15 protein-coding genes are annotated in these 15,307 nt (G+C 70.6%); 8 read left to right on the forward strand and 7 right to left on the reverse strand.

The window, feature by feature from the left end; genetic code table 11:
- Complete coding sequence (locus VM685_RS06460) at positions 1 to 981, reverse strand: small ribosomal subunit Rsm22 family protein (RefSeq protein WP_325459297.1); 981 nt, start codon at positions 979 to 981, stop codon at positions 1 to 3.
- 14 nt (positions 982 to 995) lie between these two features.
- On the reverse strand, positions 996 to 2,942 hold the full coding sequence (gene acs / locus VM685_RS06465; RefSeq protein ID WP_325459298.1) for an acetate--CoA ligase: 1,947 nt from the start codon (positions 2,940 to 2,942) through the stop codon (positions 996 to 998).
- Between the two features lie 112 nt (positions 2,943 to 3,054).
- Here acs (VM685_RS06465) and VM685_RS06470 point away from each other — a divergent pair, with 112 nt between their 5' ends.
- Together VM685_RS06470 and VM685_RS06475 are read left to right on the forward strand one after the other, a co-directional pair.
- Complete coding sequence (locus VM685_RS06470; RefSeq protein WP_325459299.1) at positions 3,055 to 3,603, forward strand: hypothetical protein; 549 nt, start codon at positions 3,055 to 3,057, stop codon at positions 3,601 to 3,603.
- A 94-nt stretch (positions 3,604 to 3,697) separates the two neighbouring features.
- The gene (locus VM685_RS06475) at positions 3,698 to 4,450 is read left to right on the forward strand and encodes a creatininase family protein (protein ID WP_325459300.1); all 753 of its coding nucleotides are present in this window, start codon (positions 3,698 to 3,700) and stop codon (positions 4,448 to 4,450) included.
- Here VM685_RS06475 and pyrF read toward each other — a convergent pair.
- Entirely contained in the window at positions 4,447 to 5,172 is a 726-nt protein-coding gene (pyrF, locus tag VM685_RS06480; RefSeq protein WP_325459301.1) for an orotidine-5'-phosphate decarboxylase, read from the reverse strand. The genes VM685_RS06475 and pyrF overlap by 4 nt on opposite strands.
- A 67-nt stretch (positions 5,173 to 5,239) precedes the next feature.
- Between pyrF and VM685_RS06485 the strand changes: the two genes are divergently transcribed.
- Positions 5,240 to 5,938, forward strand: a complete 699-nt coding sequence (locus VM685_RS06485; RefSeq protein WP_325459302.1) for a MarC family protein — start codon at positions 5,240 to 5,242, stop codon at positions 5,936 to 5,938.
- Here the strand turns inward: VM685_RS06485 and VM685_RS06490 are convergent.
- Entirely contained in the window at positions 5,935 to 6,735 is an 801-nt protein-coding gene (locus VM685_RS06490) for an SDR family oxidoreductase (protein WP_325459303.1), read from the reverse strand. The two genes, VM685_RS06485 and VM685_RS06490, sit on opposite strands and share 4 nt — an antisense overlap.
- Positions 6,736 to 6,925: 190 nt before the next feature.
- Between VM685_RS06490 and VM685_RS06495 the strand changes: the two genes are divergently transcribed.
- The 3 genes from VM685_RS06495 to VM685_RS06505 all read left to right on the forward strand — a co-directional run bounded on the left by VM685_RS06495 (position 6,926) and on the right by VM685_RS06505 (position 10,435).
- The gene (locus tag VM685_RS06495; RefSeq protein ID WP_325459304.1) at positions 6,926 to 8,845 is read left to right on the forward strand and encodes a potassium transporter Kup; all 1,920 of its coding nucleotides are present in this window, start codon (positions 6,926 to 6,928) and stop codon (positions 8,843 to 8,845) included.
- Positions 8,846 to 9,127, forward strand: a complete 282-nt coding sequence (locus tag VM685_RS06500) for a hypothetical protein (protein WP_325459305.1) — start codon at positions 8,846 to 8,848, stop codon at positions 9,125 to 9,127.
- Between the two features lie 75 nt (positions 9,128 to 9,202).
- Positions 9,203 to 10,435 (forward strand): argininosuccinate synthase, encoded by a 1,233-nt coding sequence (locus VM685_RS06505; protein WP_325459306.1) that lies wholly within the window; start codon positions 9,203 to 9,205, stop codon positions 10,433 to 10,435.
- On the opposite strand, the gene VM685_RS06510 is transcribed toward VM685_RS06505, so the two are convergent.
- Entirely contained in the window at positions 10,432 to 10,632 is a 201-nt protein-coding gene (locus VM685_RS06510; protein WP_325459307.1) for a KTSC domain-containing protein, read from the reverse strand. The genes VM685_RS06505 and VM685_RS06510 overlap by 4 nt on opposite strands.
- Before the next feature lie 104 nt (positions 10,633 to 10,736).
- Here VM685_RS06510 and VM685_RS06515 point away from each other — a divergent pair, with 104 nt between their 5' ends.
- Together VM685_RS06515 and VM685_RS06520 are read left to right on the forward strand one after the other, a co-directional pair.
- Positions 10,737 to 11,141 (forward strand): MAPEG family protein, encoded by a 405-nt coding sequence (locus VM685_RS06515; protein WP_325459308.1) that lies wholly within the window; start codon positions 10,737 to 10,739, stop codon positions 11,139 to 11,141.
- Positions 11,142 to 11,240: 99 nt separating this feature from the next.
- Positions 11,241 to 11,825, forward strand: coding sequence for a CC0125/CC1285 family lipoprotein (locus VM685_RS06520; RefSeq protein ID WP_325459309.1), 585 nt, complete (start codon positions 11,241 to 11,243; stop codon positions 11,823 to 11,825).
- A 37-nt stretch (positions 11,826 to 11,862) separates the two neighbouring features.
- On the opposite strand, the gene acs (VM685_RS06525) is transcribed toward VM685_RS06520, so the two are convergent.
- Entirely contained in the window at positions 11,863 to 13,803 is a 1,941-nt protein-coding gene (gene acs, locus VM685_RS06525) for an acetate--CoA ligase (protein WP_325459310.1), read from the reverse strand.
- Positions 13,804 to 13,814: 11 nt separating this feature from the next.
- Complete coding sequence (locus tag VM685_RS06530; RefSeq protein ID WP_325459311.1) at positions 13,815 to 15,131, reverse strand: DcaP family trimeric outer membrane transporter; 1,317 nt, start codon at positions 15,129 to 15,131, stop codon at positions 13,815 to 13,817.
- Positions 15,132 to 15,307: the final 176 nt, after the last annotated feature.

Here is a 15,307-nt window from a genome sequence, read left to right on the forward strand (position 1 = left end):
TCAGCCCTCGAACACGTCCCCCCAGCCGAGGCGGCGCGCGGCGGCGTGGCCGGGCTTGTCGCGGCGCGGCACGTGGCGCGCCTCCAGTCCCTGTGACCCGCAGAGCCTGAGGTCGATGCCGGGCTTGCCCGCCCGGGGGTGGCCCAGCACCCGGGGCGCGCGCGCCGTCGCGGCGAGGCCCGGCCGGGCCGCGATGAGGTAGGCGAACTTCTCGTCCTCGAACGGCGCCTCGGCGCCCTTGGCCAGGCGGTGGTCGCGGCTGCGCGGCAGGCGCACGGAGAAGTGGCACCAGTCCGGCGCGGCCAGCGGGCAGTCGCGCGCGTGGGGGCACGGCGCGAGGATGTCGGCGCCGGCGGCGATCAGCGCCTGGCGGGCGGCCAGCAGGCGGGCGAAGCCGGCGGGCGTCCCCGGCTCCACGAGCGCCAGCACCCCGTCGCAGGCCGCCCACAGGCTCGCGACCACCTCGGCCTGGCGCGCCGGCGGGATCTCGGCGAGGGCGTAGCTGGCCGCCACCAGGTCCGCATGCGGCCACCCCGCGCCCGGGGCCGCGAGGTCGGCCCGGCGGCGGTCCGAGGCGCGCAGCGGGGCAGGCGCGTCCGAAGCCAGGCGCCCGGCGAGGTCCAGGAAAGGCGGGCTCTCGTCCAGCCAGGTGATGTGCTCGACGCGCGGCCAGGCCTCCAGCGCCGCCCAGCTCGCCGCGGCCGGACCGGAGCCGGCGTCCAACAGGGTGCGGGGCGCGAAGCCCGGCGCCATGCGGGCGGCTTCCGCGAACACGGTGGCGCAGGCGGCGTAGGTGGCCGGCAACCGGGCGAGCGCATAGGCCAGCGCGTCCTCCAGCCCGCGCACCACGCCGGCCGAGCCCTGGCCCGACCGGTAGGCGGCCGAGGTGCGCGCGGCCCGTTCCGCCAGGCCGCGGCGGGAGACGCCCTCGAGCTCCCGGTCAAGCGCCGCGCGCAGGGCGGCGGGAAGCTCGACGCCCACCTCAGGCGCCCGCGTCAGACATCCGCGCCGGCCCGGTTCTTCACCAGGTCGTCGACCACGCCGGGGTCGGCGAGGGTGGAGGTGTCGCCGAGATTGCCGAGGTCGTCCTCGGCGATCTTGCGCAGGATCCGGCGCATGATCTTGCCGGAACGGGTCTTCGGCAGGCCCGGCGCGAACTGCACCACGTCGGGCGCGGCGAACGGCCCGATCTCCCGACGGATCCAGCCCTTCAGCTCCGCCTGCAGGATGTCGGTAGGCGTCACGTCGGCCTTCAGCGTGACGTAGCAGTAGATGCCCTGCCCCTTCACCTCGTGCGGGTAACCCACCACCGCGGCCTCGGCGACCGCCTCGTGCGCCACGAGCGCGCTCTCGATCTCGGCGGTGCCCAGCCGGTGGCCCGACACGTTGATGACGTCGTCCACCCGGCCGGTGATCCAGTAGTAGCCGTCCTCGTCGCGACGGGCGCCGTCGCCCGTGAAGTACTTGCCCGGATAGGTGGTGAAGTAGGTGGCGATGAACCGCTCATGGTCGCCGTAGACGGTGCGCATCTGGCCCGGCCAGCTGTCGGTGATGCAGAGGTTGCCGGAGACGGCGCCCTCCAGGACCTTGCCCTCGGCGTCGACAAGCTGCGGCTTGATGCCCGGCAGGGGCTTGGCGCAGGAGCCGGGCTTCAGCGGGGTGGCGCCCGGGAGCGGGCTCATCAGGCAAGCGCCGGTCTCGGTCTGCCACCAGGTGTCGACAATCGGGCAGCGGCCCTCGCCCACCACGCGGTGGTACCAGAGCCAGGCTTCGGGATTGATCGGCTCCCCAACCGTGCCCAAGAGGCGGATCGACTTGCGCGAGGTGCGCGTCACCGGCGCCTCGCCCTCGCGCATCAGGGCGCGTATCGCGGTGGGGGCGGTGTAGAAGATCTCGACGTTGTGCTTGTCGCAGACCTCCCAGAACCTCGATGACGTCGGATAGTTCGGCACCCCCTCGAACATCACGGTCGTCGCGGCGTTGGCCAGAGGACCGTAGACCACATAGCTGTGGCCGGTGACCCAGCCGATGTCGGCGGTGCACCAGAAGACCTCGCCGGGCCGGTAGTCGAACACCAGCTCGTGCGTGTGGGCGGCCCAGGTGAGGTAGCCGCCGGTGGTGTGCAGCACGCCCTTCGGCTTCCCCGTGGAGCCGGAGGTGTAGAGGATGAACAGCGGATCCTCGGCGTTCATCGGCTCCGGGGCGCACTCGTCGGAGACCTCCTTCTTCAGGTCCGAGAAGTAGGCGTCGCGTCCCGCGGTCATCGGCACGTCGGCGCGGGTGCGGCGCACGACGATCACGTCGGTGACGCCCGGACAGGTCTTCAGCGCCTCGTCTACATTGAGCTTCAGCGGCACGATCCGGCCGCCGCGCACGCCCTCGTCGGCGGTGATGACGATCCTGGAGTCGCAGTCCTGGATGCGGCCCGCCAGGCTGTCGGGCGAGAAGCCGCCGAACACCACCGAGTGGACGGCGCCGATCCGCGCGCAGGCGAGCATCACCGCGGCCGCCGCGGGGATCATCGGCAGGTAGACGGTGACCCGGTCGCCCTTCTTCACCCCCCGGGCCTTCAGGACATTGGCCCAGCGGCAGACCTCGGCGTGGAGCTGGCGGTAGGTGAGGGTGTCGTAGACCTCGGGGTCGTCGCTCTCCCAGATGATCGCCGTCTGGTCGCCGCGGGTCTCCAGGTGACGGTCCAGGCAGTTCACCGAGACGTTCAGCACCCCGTCGGCGTACCAGCGGATGCGGAAGTCGGCCTTGTTGAAGGAGACGTCGCGGATCTGGCCGGGCGGCGTGATCCAGTCGAGCCGGCTGGCCACGTCGCGCCAGTATCCCTCCGGGTCGATGTCGGCGCGCCGGCAGGCCCCCTCGTACGCCTCGGCGTCCATGCGGGTCCGCTTGGCCCATTCCTCGGGCACCGGGAAAACCTCGCTCTCCGACATGGCTGCACTCCCTGCAAAAGGTTGTGGATCACTATGCGGTCAGGGCGGGGTGGCGCAACACGCCGCAGCATCGGCGGTTGCCGGAACTCAAGGCGCCGGCCATGTTCGCCCGATGCTTCGGATAGGCAAGACGCTGCTGGCCGTGGCGCTGGTCGCGGCGCTCGGCGGCTGCGAGGCCGGCGTGCGCAAGGACGCCGCCAAGGGCGCGGAGCGGCTGTTCGCCGCCGTGGTCGCCCGGGATCGCGTGGCCTTCGAGGCCGCCGTGGACCGCCGCGCGGTGCGCGAGGACCTGCGCGGCCAGCTGATCGAGGTCGCCCGGGAGCAGGGGCTGGAGGTCGACGGCGGCCCCTCCGAGTTCGCCCTCGACCGGATGATCGGACCGGAGGCCTTCCGCCTGGTCGACGAGCGCGGCGAGCGCCTGGCGCAGGCCCCGAACGCCGAGCAGATCGCCGGGATGATCGAGGTCCAGGACCGCCAGCGCGCCTGCGTCCAGGACAAGGCCGAGCGCTGCCTGCTGACCTTCGCCAAGCAGAAGGCGGAGGACGGGCCCCAATGGCGGCTGGTCGGCATGGTCGCCAACGACCTCATCATCCGCGTGCCGGAAACGGATACGCCCGGCGTGACGGCTCGCCGGGCGCAGGGTCAGTCTCCCGAAGGCTAAGGGCCCGGCTCGAAGACAGGCCAGGACGCGAGCGCGGAACGCCTACCGGTCGCGGCTCCGAGCGGCTATCGGAGGGTGAGAAGAGGAGCCCCGCATGCTGCTTCACCTGTCCACCTGGGCCGAGATCGAGGACCACCTGAAGCGTTCGAAGACCGTGGTCATCCCGATCGGCTCCAACGAGCAGCACGGGCCCACCGGCCTGCTGGGCACCGACTGGCTCTGCCCGGAGATCATCGCCCACGAGGCGCAGAGGAAGGCGCCCGACCTCCTCGTGGCCCCCACCTTCAACATCGGCATGGCCCAGCATCACCTGGACTTCCCCGGCACCATCGCGCTTCGGCCGTCCACCTTCATGCTGGCGATCGGCGACTGGTGCCGCAGCCTCGCGCACCATGGGTTCGAGAAACTATATTTCCTCAACGGCCACGGCGGGAACGTCGCCACCATCGAGGCGGCCTTCTCCGAGCTCTATGCGGAAGCGAGCTACGCCGGGAAGAACCGCGGCTTCGCCTGCCGGCTGAAGAACTGGTGGGAGCTGAAGGGGGTCATGGCCATCGCCAACCGCCAGTTCCCCACCGGCCACGGCAGCCACGCCACTCCGTCGGAGATCGCGGTGACCCAGTGGGCCTATCCCGACAGCATCAAGGCGGCCAACTACGCGCCCCAGGTGGCGCCCACCGGGCCGATCCGCGAGGCCATGGACTTCCGCGCCCGCTACGCCGACGGCCGCATGGGCTCGGATCCCGCGCAGGCGACCCCGGAGAAGGGCGGCGAGCTGGTGGCCGCCGCCGCCGCCGCGCTGATCGAGGAGGTGGCCGAGTTCGGCGCCGAGACCGCGCCGGCCTAGCCCGCCTTCGCCATCTCGGCGGCGACGCGCAGGGCCGCGGCCTGGGGATCGTTGGCCGCCGTGATCGGCCGGCCGCAGACGATGTGCGAGGCGCCGGCCTTCAGCGCCTCCAGCGGCGTCGCCGCGCGGGCCTGGTCGTTCTTCGCCGACCACTCGGGCCTGACCCCCGGCGTCACCACCAGGAAGTCGCGGCCGCCGAGGCTGCGGGCCAGCGCCGCCTCGTGCGGGCTGGCGATCACGCCGTCGCAGCCGGCCGCGATGGCCTGGTGGATGCGTCGCTCCACGAGCGCGCGCGAGGTCTCGGCGTAGCCCATTTCCTCGAGGTCCGCGTCGTTCAGGCTGGTCAGTACCGTCACGGCCAGGATCTTCAGGCTCGAGCTCCCCCGCCCGCGCACCGCAGAGGCCATCACCTGCGGCTCGCCGTGCACCGTCAGGAAGTCGCAGCCGGACTGGGCGAGCACGGCGGCGGCGCGCTGCACCGTGGTGCCGATGTCGTGCAGCTTCCAGTCGAGGAAGACCTGCTTGCCCCGGGCCTTCAGCTCGCGGGCGAGCGCCATGCCCTCGCCGCCGGCGAACAGCTCCAGGCCCACCTTGTAGAAGCTCACCGTGGGGCCCAGCGCCTCGACCATCGCCCGGGCCTCGTCGGCGCTGGGCAGGTCGAGCGGCACGATCAGACGGGCATCTGCGGCGGCGGAGGCGTGTGCGAGCGCGGCGGCGGCCATGACGAAGGCTCCGGGCAAGCGGGACCGCGGGTGGTCCGCGCTGGGTGATTTGGGCTAAGACGCCTGCATGAGCCAGTGGGACTTCGCGGTCAACTTCTTCGTAGCGCTGTTCGCGCTGCTGGATCCGATCGGCAACGTGCCGGTGTTCGCCGCCGCCACGGCCGGGGTGATGAGCCGCGACCGGGCGCGGATCGCCCTCTACATCAGCCTGTTCGTGGTGGGCTTCCTCACCTTCTTCTACTTCTCGGGCCTGAGCCTGCTGACCTTCTTCGGCATCTCCCAGCCGGCCTTCCGCATCGCCGGCGGGGTCATCCTGTTCATGCTGGGGCTGGAGATGGCGCGCGACGACTTCACCGCCACCTACGCCGACGCCGCCGACCCCGAGGAGGCCGCCAAGGGCGGCCGCACCTACGCCCGCAAGCGCTTCGAGCGGATGATCGTGCCGTTCGCCATGCCGCTGCTGATCGGGCCGGGGGCGATCTCCACGGTGGTGATCTACGCCGACCAGGCGCGGACGTACGGGCTGGCCGGCGCGGCCGTCGGCGTGGCGGTGATCACCGCGGTTTCGATCGCCACCCTGCTGGCCTTCCTGGCGACGCCGGTCATCACCCGGATCCTCGGCCGCATCGGCCTCACGATCGTGGTGCGGGTGCTGGGCCTGATCCTCTGCGCGCTCGCCGTGCAGTTCATCATGGCGGGCCTGGCCGACTCCACCATCGGCATCATCCAGCCCGAGGCGGCCGCCCCTTACGAGAACGGCCACTAGGTCTTCCGGAAGCGGCTCCCCTGGCTGGCCATCAGGGCCAGGCCCCAGTCGTCGGGGACCAGCTTGGCGAAGGCCGCAACGGCCTTGTTGGGCGCGCCGGGCACGCAGACGGCGCGGTTGGCCTCCACCGCCTCGTAGCCGGCCGCCGCCACCTCGTCGGCCCCCAGCCAGGCCCAGGCCGGCGTGGACTGGCTGACCATCGCCCGCGTGCCGTTGACGTCGTGGAACTCGGAATAGGTGAAGCCGGGGCAGAGCGCGCTCACGTGCACGCCCTCGTCGCGGGTCTCCAGGTGCAGGCTCTGGGAGAACTTGATCAGGAAGCTCTTGCTGGCGCCATAGAGGGTGTGGCCGGCCGCCCCCGGGATCAGGCCGGCCAGCGAGGCCACGTTGACGATCCGCCCGAACCGGCGGGCGACCATGCCGGGCAGCACCCGGTGGGCGAGCTCGCAGGGGGCGTGCAGCATCACCTGCAGGAAGGCGGCCTGGTCGGCCCAGCGGGTCTCGGCGTAGACGCCCGGCAGGCCGTAGCCGGCGTTGTTCACCAGGAAGTCGACCGTGCGGCCGTGGGCGGTCAGGGTGTCGAGGATCTGGCCCGGCCCCTCGGGGTCGGCGAGGTCGGCGGCGACCGTCAGGGTCTCCACGCCGGAGCGCAGGCGGATCTCCTCGGCCAGCTTATCCAGCCGGTCGGTCCGCCGGGCGGTCAGCGCCAGGTCGTAGCCGTGGCTCGCCAGGATGCGGGCGAAAGCGGCCCCGATCCCGGCCGAGGCGCCGGTCACCAGCGCCAGTCTGCGATCCATGGGCCCCTCCCGGTCAGGCCTGCGAAACTACGGCCCCGCCACGATCGTTCAAGCGCCGAGATGCTGCGCCGCAGCGTCGGCGCCGGTGCGCGTCATTGAACACCGTCCGGTTTGGGTGTATCGCGCCGGCCGCGTGACGGCATGGGGCCGCCCAAGGGGACCTACTACACCGTGTCCCCGGAGAAGATGGATGGCTGATCCGGCCGGCGCCCTCGCCGAGGGGGCGGAGGGAACGCATCACGCGCCCAAGGACAAGTTCTGGGCCCTGGCCCTGGGCTCCGTCGGCGTCGTCTTCGGCGACATCGGCACCAGCCCGCTGTACGCGATGCGCGAGGCGCTGGCCCACAGCCGCAGCGGCGGCACGGCCGAGCTGGCCGTCCTGGGCGTGGTCTCGCTCGTCACGTGGGCGCTGATCCTCATCGTGACGGTGAAGTACGTCGTCTTCCTGATGAACGCCGACAACAAGGGCGAGGGCGGCACGCTCGCGCTCATGGCGCTGGCCCAGCGGGTGAGCCCCGGCCGGCGCTCGACCATCATCTTCCTGCTGGGCGTGTTCGGCGCGGCCCTGTTCTACGCCGACGGCATCATCACCCCGGCGGTGTCGGTGCTGGGCTCCATGGAGGGGATGAAGGAGATCCCGGGCATGGGCTCGCGGCTCTCTCCGCTCGTCCTGCCGCTCACCGCGATCATCCTGATCGCCCTGTTCCTGGTTCAGTCGCGGGGCACCGCCAGCGTCGCCAAGCTGTTCGGGCCGATCACCGCGCTGTGGTTCCTGGTGCTGGCCGGCCTCGGACTCTTCCACATCGCCGACGACTTCTCGGTGCTGAAGGGCCTCCTGCCGCACTACGGCGTCATGTTCCTGCTGGACAACGGCTTCCTCGGCTTCGTCATCCTGGGCAGCGTCTTCCTGGCGGTGACCGGGGCCGAGGCGCTCTACGCCGACATGGGCCACTTCGGTAAGGCGCCGATCCGCGCCGCCTGGGTGGCGCTGGTGCTGCCCTCCCTGGTGCTCAACTACCTGGGACAGGGCGCCCTGGTGCTCTCGAAGCCGGAGACCCGCACCAATCCCTTCTTCGAGATGATCCCCGAGGTCGTCTACTGGCCCGTCTGGCTGCTCTCGATCGCCGCCACCGTCATCGCCTCCCAGGCGGTGATCACCGGGGCCTTCTCCATGACCCAGCAGGCGGTGCAGCTCGGCCTCTTCCCGCGCATCGATATCCGGCGGACCAGCGAGACCCAGGCCGGCCAGATCTATGTGCCGCAGGTCAACATGTTCCTGCTGGTCGGCGTGCTGGTGCTCCTGGTGATGTTCCGCACCTCGTCGAACCTCGCCGCCGCCTACGGCATCGCGGTGACCGGGGCGATGTTCGTCGACACCCTGCTGTTCTTCTACATCGTCCGCTACATGTGGAAGCGGCCGGTCTGGCAGGCTGCCGCGGCCTCGGCGGCCTTCGGCTTCCTGGACGTGATCTTCATCTCATCGAACCTGCTCAAGATCCCGCAGGGCGCCTGGCTGCCGCTCGTCCTGGGCGCGGGCCTCGTGCTGGTCATGTGGACCTGGTCGCGCGGGACCCAGATCCTCGCGGAGAAGACCCGGCGTGACAGCGTCCCCCTGCTCGAGCTCACCGACATCCTGAAGGCGCGTGCGCCGCACCGGGCGCCCGGGACGGCCATCTTCCTGACCTCCGACCCGGATACCGCGCCCGTCGCCCTGATGCACAACCTCAAGCACAACAAGGTGCTGCACGAGAAGAACATCATCCTGACCGTCGAGACCACCGAGACGCCGCGCGTCGACGACGAGAGGCGGATCCGCATCGAGCCGGTGAACGACGACTTCAAGAAGGTGGTGATCGCCTACGGCTTCATGGAGAGCCCCAACGTGCCCAAGGCGCTGGGCCTGTGCCGCAAGCTCGGCCTGAAGTTCGACATCATGGCCACGAGCTTCTTCCTGGGCCGCCGCTCCGTGGTGCCGTCGGCCCAGTCCGGCATGCCGCTCTGGCAGGACAAGCTGTTCATCTTCCTGATGAAGAACGCCGCCAACCCCACCGACTTCTACAAGATACCCCCCGGCCGCGTGGTCGAGATGGGCACGCAGGTGACGGTCTAGGTGGTCCAGATCCTCGCCTACGTCGGGGACGCCCTGTCGGTCCTGGCGCTGTCCATCATGTTCAGCCTGGCGCTGGCCATCCACCGGGCGGACGCGAAGGCCGACCGGTTCCGAACGTGGGGCCTGCCGGTGCTGGCGGTGCTGGTCAGCTTCCCGCTGGGCTATGTGGCGCGGACCTGGCCCGTCGAGGCGGTGCAGGCCGGACTGGTGGTCGGCGCCCGCGCACTGCTCGCCTCCACCCTGGCCATCGCGCACCTAAGCCTGGTCCAGCGGCGCGGTTAGGCCTTGAACCCCGCGGCCTTAGGCCCTTTAAGGCCCGCGACACCCGTTCTCCCTTATCGAAAGCTACGCCCCGACATGGCCGACAAGTCCGTCAAGAAGGTCGTGCTCGCCTATTCCGGCGGCCTGGACACCTCGATCATCCTGAAGTGGCTGCAGACCGAGTACGGCGCGGAGGTGGTCACCTTCACCGCCGACCTGGGCCAGGGCGAGGAGCTGGGCCCGGCGCGCGAGAAGGCGCTGATGCTCGGCATCAAGCCCGAGAACATCTTCATCGACGACCTGCGCGAGGAGTTCGTCCGCGACTTCGTCTTCCCGATGTTCCGCGCCAACACCGTCTACGAGGGCCAGTACCTGCTCGGCACCTCGATCGCCCGGCCGCTGATCGCCAAGCGCCAGATCGAGATCGCCCGCCAGGTGGGCGCCGACGCCGTCTGCCACGGGGCCACCGGCAAGGGCAACGACCAGGTCCGCTTCGAGCTGGGCTACTACGCCCTGGAGCCGGACATCCGGGTGATCGCGCCCTGGCGGGAGTGGGACTTCAAGAGCCGCGAGGCGCTGATCGACTTCGCCGAGAAGCACCAGATCCCGATCAGCAAGGACAAGCGCGGCGAGGCGCCGTTCAGCGTCGACGCCAACCTCCTGCACTCATCCTCCGAGGGCAAGGTGCTGGAGGACCCCGCGGTGGAGGCGCCCGAGTTCGTGCACATGCGCACGATCTCCCCCGAGGATGCGCCCGACAAGCCGACCGTGATCACCATCGATTTCGAGGCCGGCGACCCGGTGGCCATCGACGGCCAGAAGCTGTCGCCCGCCGCCCTGCTGACGCGGCTGAACGAGCTCGGCCACGACAACGGGATCGGCCGCCTGGACCTGGTGGAGAACCGCTTCGTCGGCATGAAGTCGCGCGGCGTCTACGAGACGCCCGGCGGAACCATCCTGCTGGCCGCCCACCGCGGCATCGAGAGCATCACGCTGGACCGCGGGGCCATGCACCTGAAGGACGAGCTGATGCCGAAGTACGCGTCGCTCATCTACAACGGCTTCTGGTTCTCGGCCGAGCGGGAGATGCTGCAGGCCGCCATCGACCATTCGCAGAAGCCGGTCACCGGCCAGGTGCGGGTGAAGCTCTACAAGGGCAACGTGACGGTCATCGGGCGCACGAGCCCATGGTCGCTCTACGACCAGGAGCTGGTCACCTTCGAGGAGGGCGCGGTCGCCTACGACCACCGCGACGCGGCGGGCTTCATCAAGCTCAACGCGCTGCGCCTGCGGGTGACGGCCAACCGCGACAAGCGGGTGAAGGGCTAGCTGTCCAGCTTCCGGTAGGGGTAGCGGTCGCGGATCTTCGCCTGGAAGAACCGCCCCTTCGAGCCGGACTCCCGGAACGAGCGGCAGACCTCCGCGGGCACGCCGTCATAGGCGTAGCGCTGGCCGCTGACGAAGCGGACCAGGAGTCTCTGGTGCTCCTCGTCGTAGTCGATGGCGCGGATGGCGGTCGACGGCATGACCGGAAAACGCGCCTGGCCACGGCCCCGGTTCCCTAGGCGGCCGCAACCGTGGCAACCTGCCGCCCACGGCGAAGCCTGTTCGCCGCACGGGGGGAAGTCCAATGCAGCCTCACAGCCTGGTGGCGATCGTCACCCTGCTCTCGCTCATCCTGTATTTTTCGCTGGGGATCGGGGTCGCCCGGGCGCGCCGCAAGACGGGCATCAACGCGCCGCAGATGACCGGCGACCCGATCCTGGAGCGGGCGGTGCGGGTGCACCACAACACGCTCGAGTGGCTGCCCATCTACCTGCCGTCACTCTGGCTCTTCGCCCTCTACTGGAACGACCAGGTGGCCGCGGCCGCCGGCGTCGTCTGGATGGTCGGGCGAGTGATCTATGCCGTCGGCTACATGCAGGACCCGTCCAAGCGCGAGCTGGGCTTCCTGATCCAGACCCTGGCCTGCGCGGTCCTGCTGTTCGGGGCGCTCGGGCGGGCGATCTGGATGTACGCCACCCTGGGCGCCTAGGTTTTCGCGGCGCGGCTTTGCGAAACCTCAATTGCCGCTGGGAGTTCTCCGGAATAGACCTCATGTCGAGGGACGTTTCCGTTCGTTCGAGAACATCAAATGCCAAAGAGATCAGCCGCTATCGCCGCCGTCCTGGCCTTGGCGGCCGGGCTGGCGGCCTGCGCCACCGCCACGCCTTACCAGCCGAACCTGCCCGGCCAGCAGACCTCGGGCGGCTATTCCGAGATGCGCCTGGAGCAGAACCGCTTCCGGGTGAACTTCGCCGGCAACAGCCTGACCTCGCGCGAGACCGTGGAGGGCTACCTCCTGTTCCGCGCGGCCGAGCTCACCGTGCAGAACGGGTATGACTGGTTCTCCATCGTGGACCGCCATACCGACCGCAACGCCCGCACCTACGTCGAGCCCGATCCGTTCTACCGGCCCTGGTATGGCCCGTCCTACGGCTTCTGGCGCCCGTCCTGGCGCTACTATGGCCGCGGCTTCGGCTGGCGGACCTGGGATCCGTTCTGGGGCGACCCGTTCTGGGCCGACCGGGTGGACGTGCGCACGGTGGAGCGCTTCGAGGCCTCGGCCGAGATCGTCATGGGCCGCGGTCCCAAGCCCGCCGACGACACCCGCGCCTTCGACGCGCGGGCCGTCATCGACAACCTGCGGCCGCGCATCCAGTACCCCACGCCGCGGTAGCCGCGAGGCGGCCGGCGCGGACGCCCGCGCCGGTCGCTCAGGCGGTCTCCAGCCGCGAGCCGCGGGTGAGGTCGTCCACGACCGAGGGATCGGCGAGCGTCGAGGTGTCGCCCAGGTTCGAGGTCTCGCCCTCGGCGATCTTGCGCAGGATCCGCCGCATGATCTTGCCCGAGCGGGTCTTCGGCAGGCCCGGCGCCCACTGGATGACGTCCGGCGTGGCGATCGGACCGATCTCGCGCCGGACCCAGGCCACCAGCTCCTTGCGCAGCGACTCGGTCGGCTCTTCGCCGGCCGTCAGGGTCACATAGCACCAGAGACCCTGGCCCTTGATGTCGTGCGGGTAGCCCACGACCGCGGCCTCGGCCACCTTCGGGTGGGCCACCAGGGCGCTTTCGACCTCGGCCGTGCCCAGCCGGTGGCCGGAGATGTTCAGCACATCGTCCACCCGTCCGGTGATCCAGTAGTCGCCGTCCTCGTCGCGCCGGCAGCCGTCGCCGGTGAAGTACTTGCCGGGATAGGTGGTGAAGTAGGTGGCGATGAAGCGCTCGTGGTCGCCCCACAGGGTGCGCGCCTGCCCGGGCCAGCTGTCGGTCAGGCAGAGGTTGCCCTCCGTCGCCCCCTCCAGCACCCGGCCCTCCGGGTCCACCAGCGCCACGTGCACGCCGGGCAGCGGCCGGGTGGCTGAGCCGGGCTTCAGCGTCGTCGCGCCCGGCAGGGGCGCGATCAGGATGCCGCCGGTCTCTGTCTGCCACCAGGTGTCGACGATCGGGCAGCGGCCCTCGCCCACCACGCGGTGGTACCAGAGCCAGGCCTCGGGATTGATCGGCTCGCCCACCGAGCCCAGCAGGCGCAGGCTGCGCCGCGAGGTCCTTCGCACCGGGTCCTCGCCCTCGCGCATCAGGGCGCGGATGGCGGTGGGGGCGGTGTAGAAGATCTCCACCCGGTGCTTGTCGCAGACCTCCCAGAAGCGGGAGGAGGTGGGATGGTTCGGCACGCCCTCGAACATCAGGCTCGTCGCCCCGTTCGCGAGGGGGCCGTAGACCAGGTAGCTGTGGCCGGTCACCCAGCCCACGTCGGCCGTGCACCAGTAGACCTGGCCCGGCCGGTAGTCGAACACCGCCTCGTGGGTCCAGGCGGCCCAGGCCAGGTAGCCGCCGGTGGCGTGAACCACCCCCTTCGGCTTTCCCGTGGAACCGGAGGTGTAGAGGATGAACAGCGGATCCTCGGCGCCCATCTCCTCGACCGGACAGTCGTCGGCCACTTGCGCGGCCTCCGCCGCATAGGCGAAGTCGCGGCCCGGCACCATGGCGACCTCGGCTCCCGTGCGGGCGACCACGAGGACGGTGTCGACGCCCGGCGCCTGGGCCAGGGCCTCGTCCACATTGGCCTTCAGCGGCGCCCGCCGGCCGCCGCGCAGGCCCTCGTCGGCGGTGACCACGACGCGGGAGCCGCAGTCATTGATCCGGCCGGCCAGGCTGTCGGGCGAGAAGCCGGCGAACACCACCGAATGGACCGCGCCGATGCGCGCGCAGGCCAGCATGGCGTAGGCGGCCTCCGGTATCATCGGCAGGTAGAGGGTCACGCGGTCGCCTCGCCCGACCCCGCGCCGCTTGAGCACATTGGCCATGCGGCAGACCTCGCGGTGCAGCTCGCGGTAGCTGATCCGCCGCGACTGCGCAGGATCGTCACCCTCCCAGATGATCGCCGTCTCGTCGCCACGGGCGGCCAGGTGGCGGTCGATGCAGTTGTGGGCGGCGTTCAGCCGGCCGTCCGCGTACCAGCGGATGCGGAAGTCCTCGCGGGCGAAGCTGACGTCCTTCACCTCGGTGAACGGCGCCGACCAGTCCAGCCGCCGGCCGATGGCCGCCCAGAAGGCGTCCGGGTCGCGGGCCTCCTGGTCGAGCAGCGCCGCCAGTATGCTTCCGTCGATCAGCGCCTTGCCGCCCGATGGCGGCGGGAACCGCGTTTCCTGGACCATGTCGTCACCTGTCAGAACGTGTACTTGGCGAAGGCCTGCAGGCGGCGGATCTCGCCGGAGACGCCCGACTCCAGCTCGCGGTCCGCCCGCATGATCTCGGCCCCCACGTCGAGGCCGCGCACCGGCGACCAGATGATGTTGAAGTGGATGCTCTCGGAGCTCTTGTTGACCGCAGTCCCGGTGAGCGAGACCGGGTTGTCCACCCGCTGCAGGCCGTACATCAGGTTCGACCGCAGCCCCTCGGCCCAGACATGGCGGAACGAGGCGAAGCCCGCCGTCAGCGGCACCGCCTCCAGGTCGCCGTCGGCGGTCACCACCGCGTCGTTGACGAGGTTCAGGCCCACATAGCGGCCGATCCCTTCGCCGTGGGTGACCATGAACCGCAGGTCGTCGCGGGAGCCGACCTTGAGCTTGCCCGACAGAGAAACGCCCCAGCCGGTCGTGTCCGCGTCGATGACGCCTTCGTCGACGGCAAGCTGGCGGACGAGACCGGCCAGGGCGAGGTCGCCGAACGGCCGCTTCAGCTCGAACTTGGCGGCGACGTCCGGCATCACGGAGTCGTCGGCCAGGATCCGAGCGCCTCCGCGGAACGGGGTGATGGTGGTCTCCGGGTTCTCCAGCGCGATCGCGAACGGCCCGCGCGTGTAGCGGACCTGCGCCTGGCGCACGAAGATGGTGCCGGCCGTGGGGCCGATGTAGTCGGCCGTCTCCGGCAGGACCGCCGTGTTCTGGAAGGTCGACCACTCCTGTCCGAACAGCCAGTTGTCGACCGTGATGTAGGCCCGCCGCAGCGACAGGTTCGAGGGACTGGTGGTCCGCTGGTCGCCGGCGCCCGGCAAGGTCTGGAAGTCCATCTCCACTCGGGTGCCGACCTTGTGGCCCGCGACCACACCGTCGGTGGTGAACCACAGCCTCGTCTGGCGGGCGTTGAAGTGGACGTCGCGGTCGCCCGCCCCGCCAACGGGGATGGTGCCCGGCAGCAGGAAGTCACGGCCCAGGTCGCTGTTGGCCAGGTCGCCGTCGCGGTAGTCGGTGGCGAGCGCATCGAGTTTCACCCAGCCGCCGTACTTCACGACATGCGGGCCGATCCGGAAGCCGTCGGCCGGCGCAGGCGCCGCGGCGGGCGCGGGCGCCGCCTGCGGGATCTGGATGACCGGCGGCGGGGCGGCCCTGGACGCGGCCAGCTCCGCGCGCACGGCGGCGAGCGCCTCCTCGAGCTGGCGGACGCGCGCCTCCAGATCGGTCGTGGAGGCCTGGGCGCTGGCGACGCCGGGCGCGAGCGACAGGAGCGCGGCGGCGGAAATGCCCCCGAACAGGCGCGTTCGCATCTCGTTTCCCCCTTGTTCGTTGGTGTGTGGGGGAAGACACGCACAGGCCTCGCGGCCGCCGCTACTAGCCGATGGTCGAAACTAGACGAAAGTCGGAGGCCCCACCCGCTGGACGACGCCGGGGCCGGGGCGCAAGCTGTATACTGAAGGTCGCCGTCAGTGCGGCCGGGGAGGAA

It is taken from the genome of Phenylobacterium sp., from assembly GCF_035539035.1.
In the GTDB taxonomy this organism is placed as follows: Bacteria; Pseudomonadota; Alphaproteobacteria; order Caulobacterales; family Caulobacteraceae; genus Phenylobacterium.

Excerpts from the sequence above, each read along its gene's own strand:
- acs (WP_325459298.1), bottom strand. The coding sequence starts at position 2,942 with ATGTCGGAGAGCGAGGTTTTCCCGGTGCCCGAGGAATGGGCCAAGCGG.
- VM685_RS06470 (WP_325459299.1), top strand. The coding sequence starts at position 3,055 with ATGCTTCGGATAGGCAAGACGCTGCTGGCCGTGGCGCTGGTCGCGGCG.
- VM685_RS06475 (WP_325459300.1), top strand. The coding sequence starts at position 3,698 with ATGCTGCTTCACCTGTCCACCTGGGCCGAGATCGAGGACCACCTGAAG.
- pyrF (WP_325459301.1), bottom strand. The coding sequence starts at position 5,172 with ATGGCCGCCGCCGCGCTCGCACACGCCTCCGCCGCCGCAGATGCCCGT.
- VM685_RS06485 (WP_325459302.1), top strand. The coding sequence starts at position 5,240 with ATGAGCCAGTGGGACTTCGCGGTCAACTTCTTCGTAGCGCTGTTCGCG.
- VM685_RS06490 (WP_325459303.1), bottom strand. The coding sequence starts at position 6,735 with ATGGATCGCAGACTGGCGCTGGTGACCGGCGCCTCGGCCGGGATCGGG.
- VM685_RS06495 (WP_325459304.1), top strand. The coding sequence starts at position 6,926 with ATGGCTGATCCGGCCGGCGCCCTCGCCGAGGGGGCGGAGGGAACGCAT.
- VM685_RS06505 (WP_325459306.1), top strand. The coding sequence starts at position 9,203 with ATGGCCGACAAGTCCGTCAAGAAGGTCGTGCTCGCCTATTCCGGCGGC.
- VM685_RS06510 (WP_325459307.1), bottom strand. The coding sequence starts at position 10,632 with ATGCCGTCGACCGCCATCCGCGCCATCGACTACGACGAGGAGCACCAG.
- VM685_RS06515 (WP_325459308.1), top strand. The coding sequence starts at position 10,737 with ATGCAGCCTCACAGCCTGGTGGCGATCGTCACCCTGCTCTCGCTCATC.
- VM685_RS06520 (WP_325459309.1), top strand. The coding sequence starts at position 11,241 with ATGCCAAAGAGATCAGCCGCTATCGCCGCCGTCCTGGCCTTGGCGGCC.
- acs (WP_325459310.1), bottom strand. The coding sequence starts at position 13,803 with ATGGTCCAGGAAACGCGGTTCCCGCCGCCATCGGGCGGCAAGGCGCTG.
- VM685_RS06530 (WP_325459311.1), bottom strand. The coding sequence starts at position 15,131 with ATGCGAACGCGCCTGTTCGGGGGCATTTCCGCCGCCGCGCTCCTGTCG.